This is a genomic window from Blastococcus sp. LR1 (assembly GCF_020166105.1).
Lineage (GTDB): Bacteria > Actinomycetota > Actinomycetes > Mycobacteriales > Geodermatophilaceae > Blastococcus.
Genome location: NZ_JAIUJY010000001.1, coordinates 828,318 through 846,331, shown reverse-complemented (window position 1 = coordinate 846,331; position 18,014 = coordinate 828,318). Strand labels below are relative to the sequence as shown.

At 73.2% G+C, this 18,014-nt stretch carries 15 protein-coding genes; 4 read left to right on the top strand and 11 right to left on the bottom strand.

What is annotated here, in order from left to right; translation table 11 throughout:
* Nucleotides 1-13 precede the first annotated feature (13 nt).
* The 7 genes from LBW97_RS04190 to LBW97_RS04160 are packed head-to-tail and all read right to left on the bottom strand — an operon-like array spanning nucleotide 14 to nucleotide 9,701.
* A complete protein-coding gene (locus tag LBW97_RS04190) occupies nucleotides 14-778 on the bottom strand; it encodes an enoyl-CoA hydratase-related protein (protein WP_224498139.1) in 765 nt (254 codons plus the stop codon).
* Nucleotides 771-2,372, bottom strand: coding sequence for a class I adenylate-forming enzyme family protein (locus LBW97_RS04185; RefSeq protein ID WP_224498138.1), 1,602 nt, complete (start codon nucleotides 2,370-2,372; stop codon nucleotides 771-773). Before LBW97_RS04185 ends, LBW97_RS04190 begins: the two co-directional genes overlap by 8 nt.
* Nucleotides 2,362-4,395 (bottom strand): biotin carboxylase N-terminal domain-containing protein, encoded by a 2,034-nt coding sequence (locus LBW97_RS04180; protein WP_224498137.1) that lies wholly within the window; start codon nucleotides 4,393-4,395, stop codon nucleotides 2,362-2,364. Before LBW97_RS04180 ends, LBW97_RS04185 begins: the two co-directional genes overlap by 11 nt.
* Nucleotides 4,392-5,972, bottom strand: coding sequence for an acyl-CoA carboxylase subunit beta (locus LBW97_RS04175; protein WP_224498136.1), 1,581 nt, complete (start codon nucleotides 5,970-5,972; stop codon nucleotides 4,392-4,394). Before LBW97_RS04175 ends, LBW97_RS04180 begins: the two co-directional genes overlap by 4 nt.
* Complete coding sequence (locus LBW97_RS04170) at nucleotides 5,969-7,759, bottom strand: acyclic terpene utilization AtuA family protein (protein ID WP_224498135.1); 1,791 nt, start codon at nucleotides 7,757-7,759, stop codon at nucleotides 5,969-5,971. The genes LBW97_RS04175 and LBW97_RS04170 overlap by 4 nt, the downstream gene beginning before the upstream one ends.
* Nucleotides 7,756-8,562, bottom strand: a complete 807-nt coding sequence (locus tag LBW97_RS04165) for a TIGR03084 family metal-binding protein (protein WP_224498134.1) — start codon at nucleotides 8,560-8,562, stop codon at nucleotides 7,756-7,758. The genes LBW97_RS04170 and LBW97_RS04165 overlap by 4 nt, the downstream gene beginning before the upstream one ends.
* Nucleotides 8,559-9,701, bottom strand: coding sequence for an acyl-CoA dehydrogenase family protein (locus LBW97_RS04160; RefSeq protein ID WP_224498133.1), 1,143 nt, complete (start codon nucleotides 9,699-9,701; stop codon nucleotides 8,559-8,561). Before LBW97_RS04160 ends, LBW97_RS04165 begins: the two co-directional genes overlap by 4 nt.
* Before the next feature lie 114 nt (nucleotides 9,702-9,815).
* On the opposite strand from LBW97_RS04160, the gene LBW97_RS04155 reads away from it, so the two are divergent.
* Genes LBW97_RS04155 through LBW97_RS20325 form a run of 3 tightly spaced genes read left to right on the top strand, consistent with a single transcriptional unit; the run spans nucleotide 9,816 to nucleotide 14,374 of the window.
* On the top strand, nucleotides 9,816-11,303 hold the full coding sequence (locus LBW97_RS04155; RefSeq protein ID WP_224498132.1) for an NAD(P)/FAD-dependent oxidoreductase: 1,488 nt from the start codon (nucleotides 9,816-9,818) through the stop codon (nucleotides 11,301-11,303).
* Nucleotides 11,281-13,011, top strand: a complete 1,731-nt coding sequence (locus tag LBW97_RS04150) for a GMC family oxidoreductase (protein WP_304505390.1) — start codon at nucleotides 11,281-11,283, stop codon at nucleotides 13,009-13,011. Before LBW97_RS04155 ends, LBW97_RS04150 begins: the two co-directional genes overlap by 23 nt.
* Nucleotides 13,012-13,051: 40 nt before the next feature.
* Nucleotides 13,052-14,374 carry a methyl-accepting chemotaxis protein gene (locus tag LBW97_RS20325; RefSeq protein ID WP_308010409.1) on the top strand — a complete coding sequence of 441 codons (1,323 nt, stop codon included), beginning with the start codon at nucleotides 13,052-13,054 and terminating at the stop codon, nucleotides 14,372-14,374.
* An 82-nt stretch (nucleotides 14,375-14,456) separates the two neighbouring features.
* Here the strand turns inward: LBW97_RS20325 and chrA are convergent, their stop codons facing one another.
* The 3 genes from chrA to LBW97_RS04130 are packed head-to-tail and all read right to left on the bottom strand — an operon-like array spanning nucleotide 14,457 to nucleotide 16,728.
* The gene (chrA, locus tag LBW97_RS04140; protein WP_224498130.1) at nucleotides 14,457-15,833 is read right to left on the bottom strand and encodes a chromate efflux transporter; all 1,377 of its coding nucleotides are present in this window, start codon (nucleotides 15,831-15,833) and stop codon (nucleotides 14,457-14,459) included.
* A 35-nt stretch (nucleotides 15,834-15,868) separates the two neighbouring features.
* A complete protein-coding gene (locus tag LBW97_RS04135) occupies nucleotides 15,869-16,228 on the bottom strand; it encodes a chromate resistance protein ChrB domain-containing protein (RefSeq protein WP_224498129.1) in 360 nt (119 codons plus the stop codon).
* Nucleotides 16,225-16,728 carry a Chromate resistance protein ChrB gene (locus LBW97_RS04130; protein WP_224498128.1) on the bottom strand — a complete coding sequence of 168 codons (504 nt, stop codon included), beginning with the start codon at nucleotides 16,726-16,728 and terminating at the stop codon, nucleotides 16,225-16,227. Before LBW97_RS04130 ends, LBW97_RS04135 begins: the two co-directional genes overlap by 4 nt.
* A gap of 94 nt (nucleotides 16,729-16,822) precedes the next feature.
* Between LBW97_RS04130 and LBW97_RS04125 the strand changes: the two genes are divergently transcribed.
* Nucleotides 16,823-17,563, top strand: a complete 741-nt coding sequence (locus LBW97_RS04125; protein WP_224498127.1) for a GAF and ANTAR domain-containing protein — start codon at nucleotides 16,823-16,825, stop codon at nucleotides 17,561-17,563.
* 3 nt (nucleotides 17,564-17,566) lie between these two features.
* On the opposite strand, the gene LBW97_RS04120 is transcribed toward LBW97_RS04125, so the two are convergent.
* The gene (locus tag LBW97_RS04120) at nucleotides 17,567-17,863 is read right to left on the bottom strand and encodes a hypothetical protein (protein ID WP_224498126.1); all 297 of its coding nucleotides are present in this window, start codon (nucleotides 17,861-17,863) and stop codon (nucleotides 17,567-17,569) included.
* Nucleotides 17,864-18,014: the final 151 nt, after the last annotated feature.

Below are 18,014 nucleotides of genomic sequence, written 5' to 3'. Positions count from 1 at the left end.
CTGACCGCGAGGCTCAGTCCGGCTGTGCCCAGGCGGGCCGGCGCTTCTCCAGCAGTGCCGCGATGCCCTCCCGGGCCTCGTCGGACCCGAACCGCTCCGCCGACAGCGCCGCCATCCGGCCGAAGTCCGCGGCCAGGTCCGGTCCCGGCAGGTCCCGCAGCAGCTGCTTAGTGGCGGCGACCGCCTCGGGGGCGCCGAGCGCGAGCTGTGCGACCAGCTCGTCGACGGTGGCGTCCAGCCGGTCCTCGGGCACGGCGCGATCCAGCAGCCCGGCCTCCCGCGCCCGCTCGCCGTCGAACGGCTCGCCGGTGAGGAACAGCTCCCGCGCCGCCCGCGGGTCCATCCGGCGCAGCACCGGGACGGCGATGATCGCCGGGGCGACACCGATGCGGACCTCGCTGAACCCGAAGGTCGCCGTCGTCAGGCCGACGGTGAGGTCGCAGGCGGCGATCAGCCCGAGACCACCGGCCCGGGCCGCGCCGTTCACCCGGGCGACCACCGGCTTGGAGCCCTCCAGGATCAGCGTGAGGATCTCCGGCAGGTTGACCACCGGCCGCACGCCGGTGCGCTGCTCCTTGAGGTCGGCGCCGGAGCAGAAGACCGGCCCGGCCCCGGTGAGGACGACGGCCCGGGTGGCCGGGTCGTCCATCGCCTCCCGCAGCGCGGCGTGCAGCTGCTCGAGCAGCGCGGCGGAGAGCGCATTGCGGTTGGCCGGGGAGTCGAGCGTCAGGACGGCGGCCGGCCCCCGCCGCTCGGCCCGCACCAGGGCCTCAGCCACGGAACTCGCTCCTCAGCTCGTGCTTCTGGATCTTCCCGGTCGCGGTCTTCGGCAGGCCGACGCGGACGTCGATCCGCTTGGGCACCTGGAAGCCGGCGAGGTGCTCGCGGCAGTGGGCGAGCAGCTGCTCGGTCAGCGCCGCCGGGTCGGCGTCCGGGTCGGCCGGGACGACGACGCCGGTCACGGCCTCGCCCCAGCGGTCGTCGGGGACGCCGATGACGGCTGCCTCCACGATCCCCGGAAAGGCCAGCAGCACCCGCTCGACCTCGACCGAGGAGACGTTCTCCCCGCCGGTCTTGACCATGTCCTTGACCCGGTCGGTGAACCAGACGACGCCCTCGTCGTCGAGGTGGCCGACGTCGCCGCTGTGGAACCAGCCGTGCGCGAAGGCGGCGGTGTTCGCGTCCCTGTTGTTCCAGTAGCCGCTCATCACGTGCGGGCCGCGGTAGACGATCTCGCCGGTCCCGCCCGCCGGCACCAGCTCGCCCGCGGGGTCCATGATCCGGGTGTCGACGGTGACCGTGGACGGTCCCCACGACGCGGCCTTGGTCTCCTGGTGCGCGGGCCACTGGAACACCGTGGCCGGCACGCACTCGGTCTGGCCGGAGCCGAGCAGCACCTTGGCGTTCGGGAACGCCGCGGCGATCTCGGTGATCCGCTCCTGCGGCATGGGCGCCATGGCGTAGATGGCCAGCTGGACCGAGGAGAGGTCGCGGGTGCGGATGCCGGGGGTCGCCAGGAGCGCGGCGTACATCATCGGCAGCAGCATCAGGTGCGTGGCCGACCGCTTCTCGATGACCTCCAGGAAGCCCTCGGGGTCGAACCCGCGGGGGAGGACCGCGGTGCCGCCGGTGAGCAGGATCGGCAGCAGCAGGGTGTCCAACGCGGTGGTGTGGAACAGCGGCAGCACGATCGGCATGACCGAGTACTCGTCGCCGCGGCGGTGGCCGGTCTGCAGCGCGTTGCTGAGCACTCCGACGTGCACCGAGAGGTGACTGGTGAGCACGCCCTTGGGCCGGGCGGTGGTGCCCGAGGTGTAGAGGCAGTGCACGGTGTCGCGGTCCTCGACCATCACCTGGACCGGCGTCGGGTCGACGGCGACGTCGTCCCAGCGCCGCACCGGGCGGCCGGCGATCGACTTCGGCACCGAGTCGCCGGTCACGATCACCGTGGTGATCTGCGGGAGCGACGGCAGCACCGCCTCGAGCAGCGGCACGAATGGCGGATCGGCGACGACGGTGCGGGTGCCGGAGTCGCCGAGGATCCAGCCGATGTCCTCCGGCGCGAGCATCAGGTTGACCGGCAGCGCGACCAGCCCCGCCTTGGCGCAGCCGAAGAAGCTGGCGGCGAAGCGCCACGAGTTGCCCAGCAGGAAGGCGACCGGCTCCTGGCGGCCGACGCCGGCGTCGAGCAGCCCGCGCCCGAACGCCTCCGCGGCTGCGTCGAGGCGGCCGTAGCTGATCTCCTCCTCACCGTCGACGATCGCGGTGCGATCGGCGAACAGCTGGGTGGAGCGGGTGAGCAGATCGCCGATCGAGAACCGAGTGGCCAGGTTCAGCTCGAGGGGGTCGATCCCGGACAGGTCAGGACGCATCGTTGCTCTCCTCGACGTTCGCCGTGACGACCGCGAGCGTCGCGCCCGTCTCCACCTGCGCGCCGACGGCGACGTGCAGGGCCTGCACCACGCCGGCAGCGGGCGCCACCACGGGGTGCTCCATCTTCATGGCCTCCAGGACCAGCACCAGCTGTCCTGCCTCGACCCGGTCGCCCTCGGCGACGGCGACCCGGGTGACCGCGCCGGGCATGCTCGCGGTCAGTGAGCCGGGCGCCACCGAGGCGCTCGGCTCGGGGAAGCGCGGCAGCTCGACCAGCGACGTCGGACCCTCCGGGCCGTCGACGAAGTGCGCGTCGCCGTCGACGTGCACGGCGTAGCTGCCGCGCAGGCCGTCGGCCTCGATCTCCAGCCGCACCCGGCCGGGGCCCTCGATTCCGCTGCCGAGCACGCTCAGCTGCACGGCCTCGCCGTCGACGTCGGCGGTCAGCCCGGTCCGGTCCAGCCGGTAGTGCACGGTGCCGACGTCGAAGGTCGTCGTCTGCGGCACCGTCGGGTTGTTGCGCCACCCCGCCGGCAGGTCGCCCAGCACAGGCGCGGCGGCCCGGCGCAGGGCAGCGCCGGCGAGCGCGGCCACGACCGCGTGCCGACGTCGTCCCGCGTCGTCGACCAGCGGCGCGGCGAGGGTGTCCAGGCCGTGCCGTTCCAGGAACGCGGTGTCGGTCTCCCCGGCGAGGAAGGCCTCGCTGCGCAGTACCCGCACCAGCAGGTCGCGGTTGGTCGTCAGCCCGTGCAGCCGGGCCCGGGTGAGCGCGCCGGCCAGCGCGAGCGCCGCCGAGGATCGGTCCGGCGCCCAGGCGATGACCTTGGCCAGCATCGGGTCGTAGTGCACGCCGACCTCGCCGCCGGCCGCGACGCCGCTGTCCACCCGGATGCCGGCGCCGGCGGTCGGGGTGAACTCCGCGTCCGTCGGGATCGCGAAGTCGGCCAGCCGCCCGGACTGCGGAAGCCAGTTGCGGGCCGGGTCCTCGGCGTAGAGGCGCACCTCGATCGCGGAGCCGGTGAGCGTGGGGGAGACCGCCTCGGCCGGCAGCGGACGTCCCGCAGCGACGTCGAACTGCAGCCGGACCAGGTCCAGCCCGGTGACCGCCTCGGTGACCGGGTGCTCCACTTGCAGGCGGGTGTTCATCTCCAGGAAGAAGAACTCACCGGAGTCGTCGAGCAGGAACTCCACGGTCCCCGCGCCGAGGTAGTCGATGGCGCGGGCCGCGGTGACCGCCGCGTCCTGCAGCCGCGAGCGCAGCTCCGGGCCGACGGCGGGTGACGGCGCCTCCTCGACCACCTTCTGGTGCCGTCGCTGGATCGAGCACTCGCGCTCGAACAGGGCGACGGTCGTGCCGTGCCGGTCGCCGAAGACCTGCACCTCGATGTGCCGGGGGCGCTCGACCAGCCGCTCCAGGAAGACCGTGCCGTCGCCGAACGCGGACGCCGCCTCGCGGCCGGCGCCCTCGACGGCCTCGGCCAGCTCGCCGGGCTCGCGGACCGCGCGCATGCCGCGACCACCACCGCCGAACGAGGCCTTGACCAGCAGCGGATAGCCCACCTCTGCGCCGGCCTTGGCCAGGGTGTCGCCGGAGAGCCCGGTCGCGTCGATGCTGGGCAGGGTCGGCACCCCGGCCTGCTGCATGAGCTCCTTGGCAGCGAGCTTGCTGCCCATCGCCTCGACCGCCTCCGGGCTCGGCCCGACGTAGACCAGGCCGGCCTCGGCGACCGCGCGGGCGAACCCCGCGTTCTCCGAGAGGAAGCCGTAGCCGGGGTGCACGCAGTCAGCGCCCGCCTTCAGCGCCGCGGCCACGACGAGGTCGGCCCGCAGGTAGGTCTCGGCGGGCGAATTGCCCGGCAGCCGGACGGCGACGTCGGCATCGGCGACGAAGGGCGCATCGGCATCGGCGTCGGAGTAGACCGCCACGGTGCGCATGCCCATGGCGCGGGCCGTGGCGAACACGCGGCGGGCGATCTCGCCTCGGTTGGCGACCAGCACGCTGGTCAGATTCCGAACGGTCACAGCCGGAACACCCCCCATCCGTCGTGCAGTCCTTCGACCGGTGCGTTGTGGATGGCCGACAGGGCGAGCCCGAGCACCGTGCGGGTGTCGCGCGGATCGATGATGCCGTCGTCGTAGAGCCGTCCGGAGAGGAACAGCGCCAGCGACTCGGCCTCGATCTGCTGCTCCACCGCGGCCTTCATCAGCGCCGCCGACTCCTCGTCGTAGTCCCGGCCGCGCGCCTGGGCGCTGGCCCGGCCCACGATGTCGAGGACGCCGGCGAGCTGGGCCGCCCCCATGACCGCGCTCTTGGCGTTGGGCCAGGTGAAGAGGAAGCGGGGGTCGTAGGCCCGGCCGCACATGCCGTAGTTGCCGGCGCCGTAGGAGGCCCCGATGTTGACGGTGAGGTGAGGGACCCGGCTGTTGGAGACGGCGTTGATCATCTGCGAGCCGGCCTTGATGATCCCGTCCTGCTCGTACTCCGTGCCGACCATGTAGCCGGTGGTGTTCTGCAGGAAGAGCAGCGGGGTGTCGGTCTGGTTGGCCAGCTGGATGAACTGCGCGGCCTTCTCGGCGTCCTGCCGGAACAGCACGCCGCGCGCGTTGGCCAGCACGCCGATCGGATAGCCGTGGATGCTCGCCCAGCCGGTGACCAGCGAGGTGCCGTAGAGCGGCTTGTGCTCGTCGAAGCGGCTGCCGTCGACGATGCGGTCCAGCACGTCACGGGGGTCCAGCGGCTGGCGCAGGTCCGCCGGCGCCAGGTCGAGCAGCTCGTCGGGGTCGAACAGCGGCGGATCGGCGGGCCGTGAGGGGCCGGGGCCGCGCTTGCGCCAGTTGAGGTTGCGGATGATCTGGCGCCCGAGCCGGATCGCGTCCACCTCGTCGACGGCGAGGTGATCGGCGCTGCCGGAGATGCGCGCGTGCATCGACGCCCCGCCGAGCGACTCCTCGTCGGCCTCCTCGCCGGTGGCCATCTTGACCAGCGGCGGACCGGCCAGGAACACCTTGCTCCGGCCCTCGATCATCACCACGTGGTCGCTCATGCCGGGCACGTAGGCGCCGCCGGCGGTGCTGTTGCCGAACACCAGGGAGACCGTCGGGATGCCCTGGGAGGAGAGCCGCGTGAGGTTCCGGAAGCCGCGCCCGCCGGGGATGAAGATCTCCGACTGGGTGGGCAGGTCGGCGCCGCCGGATTCGACCAGGCTGAGGAACGGCAGCCGGTTGGTCTCGGCGATGTCGTGCGCCCGCCCGGCCTTGCGCAGCGTGTACGGGTTGGAGGTGCCACCCCGCACCGTCGGGTCGTTGGCGGAGATCATCACCTCCACGCCCTCGACGACGCCGATGCCGGTGACCTGACTGGCGCCGACGGGGAAGTCGGTGCCCCACGCCGCGTAGGGGGAGAGCTCGAGGAAGGGGCTGTCGCGGTCGAGCAGCAGCTCGATCCGCTCGCGCACGGTCAGCTTGCCGCGCTTGCGGTGCCGGGCCAGGGCGCTCTCGCCACCGCCGGCGTTCGCCAGGCCGCGCTGCTCCTCGAGCTCGGCCAGTCGTTCCAGCAGTGCCGCGCGGTTGCCCGCGGCGCGGTCGTCGAGAACGGTCATGCACCCACCTCCGGGGGCAGCAGGTCCACCGGGACGTCGACTGCGCGGGAGCGCAGCCACTCGCCCACGGCTTTCGCCTGGGGGTCGAACCGGGTGCCCGCGGCGACGCCGTCGCCGAGCAGCCCGGGCAGTTGGAAGAGCAGCGCCCGAAGCCCGGGCAGGAGCTCCCGGGTCACCGGCAGGTCGGCGGCCTCGGGAAGCAGCGCGCGCAGCCGGTCGGGAGTGAGGAAGGCGGCCAGCCAGGCGAAACCGTCGTCGCTGCGCGCGTAGACGCCGAGCGTCGCGGCGCCGCCCTTGTCGCCGCTGCGCGCACCGGCGACGAGTCCCAGCGGCACCCGCCGGGTCGGGCCGGAGTCGCTCCACGCCGGGGCCTCCGCCGCCGCGGGAACGAGAGGAGTGCCCGCGGGAGCAGCGGGGGAGGGGAGGGTCTCCGTCGTCCCGTCGGGCAGGCCGACGATCTGTGGCACCTCCGCCGCCGGCACCCAGGCCGCCGTGTAGACGCCGTACGGCGACGGGCTCGGCGGTGCCGAGGTGGCGTGGAAGCCGGGGATGCTGGCCAGGCCCAGTTCGATGACCGGCACGGTGAAGCCCTTGCCGACCTTGCGCCGGTCGCGGTCCTTGACCGTGATGTGCAGGAGGGCGGCGGCCTCCTCCTGCACGGGGGCGTCCGGGGAGTCGGTGCGGGCCAGGGCGACCCGCACCTCCTCGACGCCCTCCAGCGCGGGTGCGAGCTGGCGGCGCAGGAGTGCGGCCTTCTGCTCGACGTCCAGCCCGGTCAGCGGCAGGGTCATCGAGTTCCGGAAGCCGCCGAGCCGGTTGACCGCGACCTTGAGGTGCGCGCCGGCGGGCACTCCGCGTGCGCCGGAGATCTCGACCCGGTCCGGGCCGGCCTGGCGCAGCCGCAGGGAATCGAACCGGGTGACGACGTCGGGGCCGCCGTAGGAGGTGCCGGTGAGCTCGTAGAGCAGCTGCTCGGTGACCGTCTCGACCGTGACCGCGCCACCGGTGCCCGCGTGCTTGGTGATGACCGACGAGCCGTCGGCGGCGATCTCGGCGAGCGGGAAGCCGATGCGGTCCAGCGCGGCGGGGTCGGCGTCGAGCAGCTCGGCGAAGAAGCTGAAGTTGCCGCCGGTCGCCTGCGCGCCGCACTCCAGCACGTGCCCGGCGACGGTGGCGCCGGCCAGCGCGTCCAGGTCGGCTGTGCCCCAGTCGTCGCGGCCCCAGCCGTGGTGCCAGGCGGCCGGCCCGACGACGAGGCTGGCGTCGGTCACCCGGCCGGTGACGACGACGTCCGCGCCGGCCTCCAGCGCGCGCACGATCCCGCGGCAGCCGAGGTAGGCGTTGGCGGTGAGGGCGTCGACGACGTCGCGGTCGCCCGGTGCGCGGTCGCCGCCGCGGAGCAGCCCGCGCGCGGTCAGGTCACCGACGCGGGGGAGCAGGTCGTCGCCGCTCACCGTCGCCACCTCGACCTGCAGGCCGAGGCGCGCCCCGAGCTCGCTCACCGCCGCGGCCAGCCCCTGCGGGTTGAGCCCGCCGGCGTTGCTGACGACCCGCACTCCGCGCTCCAGCGCGGTGCCGAGGCACTCCTCGAGCTGGGAGAGGAAGGTGCGGGCGTACCCGGCAGAGGCGTCCTCGGCCTTCTGCCGGCCGAGGATCAGCATGGTCAGCTCGGCCAGGTAGTCGCCGGTGAGGACGTCGACCTCCCCGCCCTCGAGCATCTCGCGCATGGCGCTGTGCCGGTCGCCGTAGAAGCCGGAGACGTTCGCGACCCGCAGCGGCGCGGTCATGACCGGGCTCCCAGCGGCTCGCGCCCGGTCCCGGGTGGCCCGGCGAAGGCCTGGGCGATCCCCATCCACTCCTCCGCGCCCGCGCCGGTCACCTCGAGGTCGACGTCGGAGCGGTGCCGGCGCTGGGTGACCAGCAGGCAGAAGTCCAGGGCCGGGCCGCGGACGACGTCGCCGGCGTCCTCGGGTCCCCAGTTCCACTCGGCGCCGTCGGGGCCGCGGAGCTCGACCCGGACCGGCTGCTCGGGGACGGCGAGGCCGCGCACCAGGTAGGAGAACGTGCGGGCGCGGACGCCGATCTCGGCGACCGAGCGCAGCCGCGCCGTGCCGGGGCGGTCCTGGCCGAGCGCGTCCACGACGTCCTGCCCGTGCGCCCAGGTCTCCATCAGCCGGGCGGTCACGAAGGACGCCGGGCTCATCGGCGGGCCGAACCACGGCACCCGGACGCCGGGCTCGAGGGTGCGCAGGGATGCTGTCAGGGCGTCGCGGCCGATCCGCCAGGCGGTCAGCACGTCGGCCGGGGGAGTGTCGCGCCCCTCGGCGGTCAGCTGCTCGACGTAGTCGAGGATCTCGGCGCCGAGAGCGGAGAGCAGTGCGCCGAAGCCCTCCGGGTCGGTGACCGCCAGCAGCGCGTCGCGGTCGAAGAAGCGCAGGTGGTTGATCGTGTCGCGGATGTCCCAGCCGGCCGCCGGGGTGGGGGTGGCCCAGGCGGCGTCGTCCAGCGGGGCGACGCGGGCGTCGAGGTCGGCGGACTCGGCCGCGAGGTCGTCGACCAGAGCGCCGAGCAGCGCGACCCGGTCGCTCACGCGAACCCGTCCATCCGGGCCAGCACCTGCAGCATCACCTCGTCGGCGCCACCGCCGATCGAGGCCAGCCGGCTGTCCCGGAAGAACCGGGCGGTCCAGGTCTCCTCCATGTAGCCCATGCCGCCGTGGAACTGCAGGCACGTGTCGGCGACCTCGCGCAGCAGCCGGCCGGCGGTGAGCTTGGCGACCGTCGCCTGCCGGGTGGTGTCCTCGCCGGCGAGGTAGGACTCGGCGCAGGCGTAGTTGTGCGACTCGAGCACGTCGACGGCGGCGGAGAGCTCGGCCAGCCGGAAGCCCAGGTACTGGCTCTTCATCAGCGGCCCGCCGAACGCCTCGCGCTGCCTGAGGTGGTCGCGGGTGCGTTCGATCGCGTGCCGGCAGCTGCCCACCGCTCCGTAGGCGGCGAACATGCGCTCGACGACGAACTGCGCCATCTGCTGCTGGAAGCCGCGGCCGATCGTGCCGATCGTGTTCGAGACCGGCACCCGGACGTCCTCGAAGTAGAGCTCCGCGGTGTCCGACGACCGGTTGCCCAGCTTGTCGAGCTTCCGCGAGACGGAGAACCCGGGCGTCGTCGTCTCCACGACGATCTGGCTCATCCCGCGGTGGCCGCCCTCGTCGGAGGTGCGGGCCAGCAGGCAGAGCCAGTCGGCCTGGGTGCCGTTGGTGATGTACAGCTTGCTGCCGTTGATCACCCAGTCGTCGCCGTCGCGGACCGCCTTGGTGCGCAGCCCGGCGACGTCGGAGCCCGCACCGGCCTCGGTGACCGCGATGGAGGCGACCGCGGTGCCGCGGATGGCGGGCTCGAGATAGCGGCGCTTGAGGTCGTCGCTGCCGAACTCGTGCAGCGAGGGGGTCGCCATCATGGTCTGGACGCCGATGGCCATCGGGACGCCGGCGCAGCCGGAGCGGTGCAGCTCCTCGCAGAGGATCACTGAGAACAGGTGGTCGGCGCCCTGCCCGCCGTACTCGGGGTCGTACTCCAGGCCGAGCAGCCCGAGCTCGCCGAGCTTCGGGAACAGCTCGTGCGCGGGGAAGATGCCGTCGCGCTCCCAGTCGTCGACGTGCGGGGCGATCTCCTTGTCGACGACGTCGCGGACGACCTTCCGGAACGCCTTGTGCTCGTCGGTGAAACGCATGCGGAACCCCCTGCGGAACGCCCCGGGACCGGGTCGGCGCCGAACTTGACGATGGCGTCAGGTCTATCAGGGAAGTGTGACCCGCACAACGATCCACCGGCTATGGTGCCGCCCGTGATCAGCGTGGCCATCATCGGCAGCGGCTTCGGCGGGCTGGCCGCCGCCGTGCGCCTGAAGCAGGCCGGCGTCATCGACCTCGTGCTCTTCGAGAAGAGCGACGACGTCGGCGGCGTCTGGCGGGAGAACACGTATCCCGGGGCGGCGTGCGACGTCCCCTCGCACCTCTACTCGCTGTCCTTCGCGCCGAAGCCGGACTGGTCACGCCGGTTCGCCCCGCAGGCGGAGATCCACGCCTACCTGCGCGACGTCGCCCGTGACTTCGGCGTCCTGCCGCACATCCGCTTCGGCACCGAGGTGCTCGCCGCGGCCTTCGACGAGGACACCGCTCGCTGGCGGCTCACGCTCGCCGGAGGGGCGGAGCACGAGGCCGACGTGCTGATCACCGCCACCGGCCAGCTCAGCCGCCCCAGCCGGCCCGACGTGCCGGGGCTGGACAGCTTCGAGGGCACCCTCTTCCACTCCGCGCAGTGGAACCACGAGCACGACCTCACCGGCGAGAAGGTCGCTGTGCTCGGCACGGGGGCGAGCGCGATCCAGTTCGTGCCGGCGATCGCACCGCGCACCGGATCGCTGGCGGTCTTCCAGCGCTCGGCCCCCTGGGTGTTCCCGAAGAACGACCGCGCCTACCGCACCCGCGCGAAGGCAGCCTTCGCCCGGGTGCCCGGGCTGCTGCGCGCGTCCCGCGCGGTCACCTACGTGACCAACGAGCTCCGGTCACTGGGCATCAACACCGACGACCGCCTGCTCGCGACGCATCGCGCGGTCTACCGCAAGCACCTGGCGGCATCGGTGGCCGACCCGGTGCTGCGCGCGAAGCTGACTCCGACGGACCCGATCGGCTGCAAGCGCATCCTGCTGTCCAACGACTGGTACGCAGCACTCCAGCTGCCGCAGGTCGAGGTGGTGACCGACCGGATCACCGAGGTGCGGCCGCACTCGATCGTCACCGCCGACGGCGCCGAGCGGGAGGTGGACACGATCGTCCTGGGCACCGGCTTCACCGCCACGGACTTCCTCGCCCCGATGCGGATCACCGGCCGCGGTGGCCGCGACCTGCACGAGCAGTGGGCCGACGGCGCCAGCGCCTACCTCGGCACCGTCGTCCCGGGCTTTCCGAACCTGTTCGTGCTCTACGGCCCGAACACCAACCTCGGCCACAACTCGATCATCTTCATGCTCGAGGCCCAGGTGCGGTGGGTCGTGCAGGCCGTGCAGCACCTGCGGCAGGGGAGCGCGCGCTGGCTGGACGTGCGCCGCGACGTCGCCGAGGCGTTCGACGGCTGGATCCAGCGGCGGGTGCGCGGCACCGTCTTCGCCGGCGGCTGCCGCAGCTGGTACCTGACCGAGAGCGGCCGGAACACCCAGAACTGGCCGGCGTCCACCCTCACCTTCCGGCGCCGGCTGCACCGGCTGCGACCGGAGGACTTCGCGGCGGCCCCGGCCGCCGCTCCCGCAGGAGATGACCGTGTCGCGCAGGCCTGAGCACGTCGACGTCGTCGTCGTCGGCAGCGGGTTCGGCGGGAGCACCGCCGCGCTGCGGCTGTCGGAGAAGGGCTACCGGGTCGCGGTGCTGGAGGCCGGGCGCCGGTTCACCGACGACGAGCTGCCGACGACCTCCTGGAACCTGCGCCGCTACCTCTGGGCACCCCAGCTCGGCTGTTACGGGGTGCAGCGGCTCCACCTCCTGCCCGACGTGCTGATCATGGCCGGCGCCGGGGTGGGCGGTGGCTCGCTGAACTACGCGAACACGCTCTACAAGCCGCCAAGCGCGTACTTCCGCGATCCGCAGTGGGTCGGGATCACCGACTGGGAGGCCGAGCTCGCGCCGTACTACGAGCAGGCGAGCCGGATGCTCGGCGTCACGACCAATCCGACCGTCACCGCGGCCGACGAGATCTTCCGCGAGGTGGCCGAGGAGATGGGGGTCGCCGACACCGTCGTCCCCACGCCGGTCGGCGTCTTCTTCGGCGAGCCGGGGATGACGGTGCCGGATCCGTACTTCGGGGGAGCGGGACCCGAGCGGACCGGCTGCACCGAGTGCGGGTCCTGCATGACCGGCTGCCGGGTCGGCGCCAAGAACACCCTGGTCAAGAACTACCTGCACCTCGCCGAGCGGGCCGGAGCGGTGGTGCACCCGCTCACGACGGTGACCGCGGTGCGTCCCCGCGCCGGGGGCGGCTGGGAGGTGGAAGCCGTGCGCACCGACGCCTGGCTGAGGAAGCGGAGCGTGCGTCGCTGGACCTGCGACCAGGTCGTGCTGGCCGCGGGCACCTACGGCACCCAGCGGCTGCTGCACGCCATGCGCGACGGCGGCACGCTGCCGGAGCTCTCCGCGCGTCTCGGCCACCAGACGCGGACCAACTCCGAAGCGGTGCTGGCGGCGTCCGGACGGCGCAGGGGAACGGTCGACTACAGCCGCGGGGTGGCCATCACCTCGTCGTTCCACCTCGACGAGCACACCCACCTGGAGCCGGTCCGTTACGGGAAGGGCAGCAACGCCATCGGCCTGCTGCAGACGGTGCTGGTCGACGGCGGCGGTCGCGTGCCGCGCTGGCTGAAGGCGCTCGGGGTGATCGCACGGAACCCGGCTGCCTTCGTCCGGCTGCTGTCGGTGCGCGGCTGGTCCGAGCGCACGGTGATCGCGCTGGTCATGCAGAGCCGGGACAACAGCATCGTGGTGTCGGGACGGCGTTCCCGCTTCGGCCGGCGGCTCACCAGCCGGCCCGGTCCGGGCGAGCCCAACCCGACCTGGATCCCGGGTGGTCACGAGGCGGTGCGGCGGATCGCGGCGAAGATCGGCGGCGACCCCGGCGGGGCGATGACCGAGCTGGTGAACATCCCGATGACCGCGCACTTCCTCGGGGGCTGCGCCATCAGCAGGACCCCGGCGACCGGCGTCGTCGACCCCTACCACCGGGTGCACGGCTACCCGGGGCTGTCGGTCGTCGACGGATCCGCCGTCTCGGCGAACCTCGGGGTGAACCCGTCGCTCACGATCACCGCGCAGGCCGAGCGTGCCGTGGCGCTGTGGCCGAACAAGGGGGAGGTCGACCTCCGGCCCGCGCCGGGTGAGACGTACCGGCCGGTGGCTCCGGTGCCGCCGCGCGCGCCGGTGGTTCCGGCCTCCGCGCCGGGGGCGCTCCGGCTGCCGGTGACCGTGCTGACCCGACGGAGTGTCGAAAGCCGGTAGTTGTACTGGATACAGCGTCGGCGATGTCGATAGATCGTGCGTGACCGATATCAGCGCCGATCCGGACCACCCCACCGGCTTCTGGGCCGCGATCCCCCGTGGCGCCCAGTTGGACGAGGCCGGGTTCCGGAGCCGACACCGGATCATCTGCGTGGTCCTCGCGCTGCACCTGCCGATGCTCGTCGGCATCGCGCTGGTCCGCGGCCACTTCCACGGCGTCGCCCTGTTCGGGCAGCTGGCCGCCCTCGTGGCGCTGCTCGGCGTCGCCCTGCTGATGCGCGGCATGATGGTGCGCGCGTCGGCGGCCGCAGTCGGACTGATGTTCGGCGCCGACCTGCTCGTGCACGTCGGTGGCGGTCTCACCGACCTGCACATCTGGTTCTACGTGCTGCTGGCGCTGGTCGCGCTGTACCAGATGTGGACGCCGTTCCTGCTCGCCGTCGCCTTCGTCGCGGTGCACCACGCCGTCACCAGCCTCTTCGCACCCGAGGCGGTGTTCTCCACCGAGCAGGCGCAGGAGAACCCGCTGCTGTTCGCCCTGCTGCACGCCGTCTTCCTGCTGACCGAGGCGTTCTTCCTCGCCTACACGTGGAAGTTCACCGAGGAGTCCGACCGAGGCCGCCGCGCCGAGGCGCGACGGGCCGAGGGGCAGGCGCAGGCGCAGGCCCAGGCGCAGGCCGAGCTCGCCGCCGAGCGCGCGAAGACCGCGGACGAGGCGGCCTGCCGGCTGGCCGAGCAGGAGAAGCGGGCCGCGGCCCTCGAGGACCGGCTGGCCGGGCTGGTCGAGGCCGGCCGCCGGCTGGACGAGAACGTCGGGACGGCGACCGACGTCATGAGCGGGCTGCGGGCGGCGATCTCCGAGATCGCGACGGCCGCCACCCACGCGAGCACCACGGCGAACCAGGCGAGTGCCGGTTCGCGGGAGAGCGCCGAGACGATCGAGCGCCTGGCCGCCACCATGGCCGAGATCGACCAGATCGCCGGCAGCATCTCCTCGATCGCCGACCAGACCAACCTGCTGGCGCTCAACGCGACCATCGAGTCCGCGCGCGCCGGTGAGGCCGGCAAGGGGTTCGCCGTCGTGGCGGGAGAGGTCAAGGACCTCGCCTCCGAGACGGCGCGGGCCACCGAGCGGATCCGGGGCGTGGTCGACACGGTGCGCGGCGACGTGCAGGCGGCCGGGATCGCGCTCGGCAAGGTCCAGGAGGTCATCCAGGGCGTGGTCGAGGCGCAGTCCACCATCTCGGCCGCGGTCGAGGAGCAGAGCGTCTCGACCGCCCAGGCGCAGGACGCCATCGAGGGGGCCTCCCGCGAGGCGACCCGGGTGGCCGAGGACCTGCGGAGCATCGTCGCCGGCATGTGAGCCGCGCACGACGAGGGCCCGGTCGGAATCCGACCGGGCCCTCGCCGTGTCCTGGGTGCCCGCGTCGTGGGCGCCCGCGTGCTCAGGTGACCGGCAGCCCCGCCAGTCCGGCGATCAGCCCGAGCGCCGCGCAGACGCCGAGCGTGCGCAGCACCGACCACTCCACCCGGAACAGCAGCACCGCCGCGATCAGGGCGAGGACCAGTGCGAGCGGCCGCAGCGAGCCGAGGTCGGGGAGCTCCAGGTGCAGCGGCCCGGCGTCGACGGGGCGGGAGTCGGCGAACAGCGTGTGCACCGCGAAGTAGACGCCGAGGTTGGCGATGACGCCGACCACCGCGGCCGTGATCCCGGTGAGCGCCGACGACAGGGACCGGTTGCCGCGCAGCCGCTCCATGTAGGGCGCGCCGAGCAGCACGAACAGGAAGCTCGGCACGAACGTCACCCAGGTGACCAGCAGCGAGGCGAGCACCGCCGCCACCCACGGGTCGAGGTCGCCCGGTGCGCGGTAGGCGCCGAGGAACGCGACGAACTGCACCACCATGATCAGCGGGCCGGGGGTCGTCTCGGCCAGGGCCAGTCCGCGCACCATCTCGCCCGGTGACAGCCAGCCGTAGGTGGCCACGGCCTGCTGGGCCACGTAGGCGAGCACCGCGTAGGCGCCGCCGAAGGTGACGACCGCGGTGCCGGAGAAGAACAGGCCCTGCTCGGTGAAGGTGCTGTGCGCGCCGGTGAGCGCCGCGACGATCGCGATCGGCACACCCCAGACCAGCAGCCCGACCAACAGCACGCGCAGGGTTCGCCGCGTCGTGGGTGCCTCGGTGTGCAGGACGTCGTCGGAGATCACCGGGGGCGGCCCGGCGTCGACGTCGTCGGTCTTCTTCGCCGGCGGAGCGGGGCGCCACCGTCCCAGCGCCCAGCCGGCGAGGCCGGCGACCGCCACGACCACGGGGAACGGAAGGCCGAACAGCGCCAGGGCCAGGAACGCGGCGACCGCCAGCGCGACGAGCTCGGGTCGATCCAAGGTCTTCTTCGCCACCCGGACGACGGCCTGCGCCACGATCGCGAGGACGGCGGGGGCGAGGCCGGCGAACAGCGCGAGCACGGCGGTCGTCGTCCCGAAGGCGACGTAGATCGCCGACAGCACCAGCAGCGCGACGACGCCGGGCAGTACGAACAGCCCGCCCGCGACCAGCCCGCCGCGGGTGCCGTGCAGCAGCCAGCCGACGTAGGTGGCCAGCTGCTGGGCCTCCGGACCGGGCAGCAGCATGCAGTAGTTCATCGCGTGCAGGAACCGGCGCTGGCCGATCCAGCGCTTCTCGTCGACCAGCGTGCGCTGCATGACCGCGATCTGGCCGGCCGGGCCGCCGAAGGTCTGCAGGGAGATCAGGAACCACGCGCGGACGGCGGTGCGGAAGGGCACTCCCGTCTCCTCGTGCGGGGGAGCGGTCTCGCTGGTCATGGACGTCCTCGTCGTCGGTTCCGGGCGGGGAAGGGTCAGGCGGGTTCGCGGCCGAGCAGCAGCCGGCGGCAGTGGAACTCGTGGAGCCCGTCGAAGACCGGGCCCGAGACGGCGAGGGTGCGCTCGTCGTCGAGGTCGGCCTCGTGCACGATCTCGGCGATCCGCCAGAGCACCGGGTCGGTGAGCTCGTAGCGGCGCAGGATCGTCTCGAAGGAGCAGTCGCCGCCGTGGTGGCCCAGGTCGACGCCGCGCATGTCGAAGGGCGTGGCGTCGGATGGCACCTCGGCAGGATCGGCCACGAAGGTGAACTCCGCGTGTGGGTCGATGAAACGGCGGATCAGCCAGGCGTACGCGGCCCGGTCGATGTGGATGCCGGCGCGGGTGGCCCACCTCATCGCGCCGGCACCTCGCTCCGGTCCGCCGCCGCCAGGTCCGCCGCTACCAGGTCGCGCAGCGCCGCAGCTGCGGCATCGCGCTCCGGCGGGGGGAAGAAATCGCGCCGGTCGACGGCGCGGAACTCGGTGCGGAGCCGGCGCAGCGCCCGGGACCGGTCGGCGGGTTCGGCGGTGGCTGCGGCGCGGCACTGCCCGGTCAGCGCCAGGTACTCCTCGGCGCGGGCGGCGGCCATCGTCGTCGCCAGCTTCTTCTCCTGGGCGGTGCTGGTCGGGCGGGCCACCCAGATACCTGCCGTGCCACCGGCCTCGTGGACGTCCCCGGAGAGCCACTCGAGCTGCTCGCGGGTGCGCGCGTCGGACGGGAGCGCCACCAGCCCGTCGGCCAGTTGCACCACGCCGAGCCGCTTGAGCCGGCGCCACAGCGCGGTGCGAGGGCCGGAGGGTTCCCGGGGCAGCCGGTAGGACAGCAGCACCCACTCGCCCGGCCCGGTCGTCGTCACGGCGGTAATGCAGCCACGGTTGCACCGAAACTGTCCAGTGCAGCTGACGGCATCGACGAGCTTCCCGGGCGGGCCGGACGAGTAGGTTCCTCGCATGACGGCCTCTCAGCACGACACCGGGTGGGCGCCGGCGTCGATGCACGCCCTGGCCGACGTGATGAGCCGGACGGCGCGGCGCCTCCAGGAGGAGCACGGCGACGTCGAGGCCACGCTCCAGGCGATCACCGCCGCCGCGGTGAAGGTGGTGCCGCACGTGGACGAGTGCGGCATCAGCTATGTCATCGGCCGCAGGAAGGTCGAGCCACGGGCGTCGACCAGCGCGCTGCCGCGGGAGGTCGACGCGCTGCAGGAGCGGACCGGCCAGGGGCCGTGCATGGACGCGGTGTGGGACGACGAGGTCGTCCGCGCCGACGACGTCCGCACCGACAGCCGCTGGCCGGAGTTCGCCCGGGAGGCCGCGGACCTCGGCGTGGGCAGCATGCTCTGCTACCAGCTCTTCGTGGAGGGCGACCAGATGGGCGCGCTCAACCTCTACTCGCGGACGCCCGGCGCCTTCGACCGCGAGAGCGAGGACTTCGGGCACATGCTCGCCGCCCACGCCGCAGTGGCCATCGCCGGCGCCGAGCACGAGGAGCACCTCCGCGCGGCGGTGAACAGCCGCGATCTCATCGGCCAGGCCAAGGGCATCCTGATGGAGCGGCACAAGCTCACCGCGGACCAGGCCTTCGGTGTGCTCGCCCGGGTGTCCCAGGAGATGAACCGGAAGCTGGCCGACGTCGCCCGCGAGATCACCGACACCGGCGCCGTGCCCAGCGGGACCCGGCGCCGGGACTGACCGCTACTCCCGGACGACCCACACCTGGGCCGGGCCCTGGGGCGTGTCCTGCGTCCGGGCCGGCTGGAACTGCTCGTAGACGCCGAACCACTTGGGACCGTCGTAGACCAGCGTCGAGGAGACCAGCGACTCGATCGGCAGCTCGTCGACCTCGCCGTGCCTCGGGCCGCCCCAGTGGAAGACCAGGGTGCTGCCGGCGATGGAGGTCTCTCGCTTCTTGGGGGAGCGCGCCCGCGGTGCGACCGGGGTGCGGTCGCGTGCGGGGCGTGCGGTCGTCGGGCGGGTCGGGACAGACGTCATCTCGGGAAGCTCTCGTTCGAGGGGCGGGCCGGGGTGGCTGCTTCACCCGTGCACGCTGGGCGGCTCATGCCCACTCCGCGACGGTTCGAACCGGACCGGCGGCGGATGTGGCGCACGCCTCTCCCGCGGCGTGTCGTCGGCGACCTGCCGC

Excerpts from the sequence above, each read along its gene's own strand:
- LBW97_RS04160 (WP_224498133.1), bottom strand. The coding sequence starts at position 9,701 with ATGCGTTTCACCGACGAGCACAAGGCGTTCCGGAAGGTCGTCCGCGAC.
- LBW97_RS04135 (WP_224498129.1), bottom strand. The coding sequence starts at position 16,228 with ATGAGGTGGGCCACCCGCGCCGGCATCCACATCGACCGGGCCGCGTAC.
- LBW97_RS04185 (WP_224498138.1), bottom strand. The coding sequence starts at position 2,372 with ATGCGTCCTGACCTGTCCGGGATCGACCCCCTCGAGCTGAACCTGGCC.
- LBW97_RS04170 (WP_224498135.1), bottom strand. The coding sequence starts at position 7,759 with ATGACCGCGCCGCTGCGGGTCGCGAACGTCTCCGGCTTCTACGGCGAC.
- LBW97_RS04125 (WP_224498127.1), top strand. The coding sequence starts at position 16,823 with ATGACGGCCTCTCAGCACGACACCGGGTGGGCGCCGGCGTCGATGCAC.
- LBW97_RS04150 (WP_304505390.1), top strand. The coding sequence starts at position 11,281 with ATGACCGTGTCGCGCAGGCCTGAGCACGTCGACGTCGTCGTCGTCGGC.
- LBW97_RS04120 (WP_224498126.1), bottom strand. The coding sequence starts at position 17,863 with ATGACGTCTGTCCCGACCCGCCCGACGACCGCACGCCCCGCACGCGAC.
- LBW97_RS04175 (WP_224498136.1), bottom strand. The coding sequence starts at position 5,972 with ATGACCGTTCTCGACGACCGCGCCGCGGGCAACCGCGCGGCACTGCTG.
- chrA (WP_224498130.1), bottom strand. The coding sequence starts at position 15,833 with ATGACCAGCGAGACCGCTCCCCCGCACGAGGAGACGGGAGTGCCCTTC.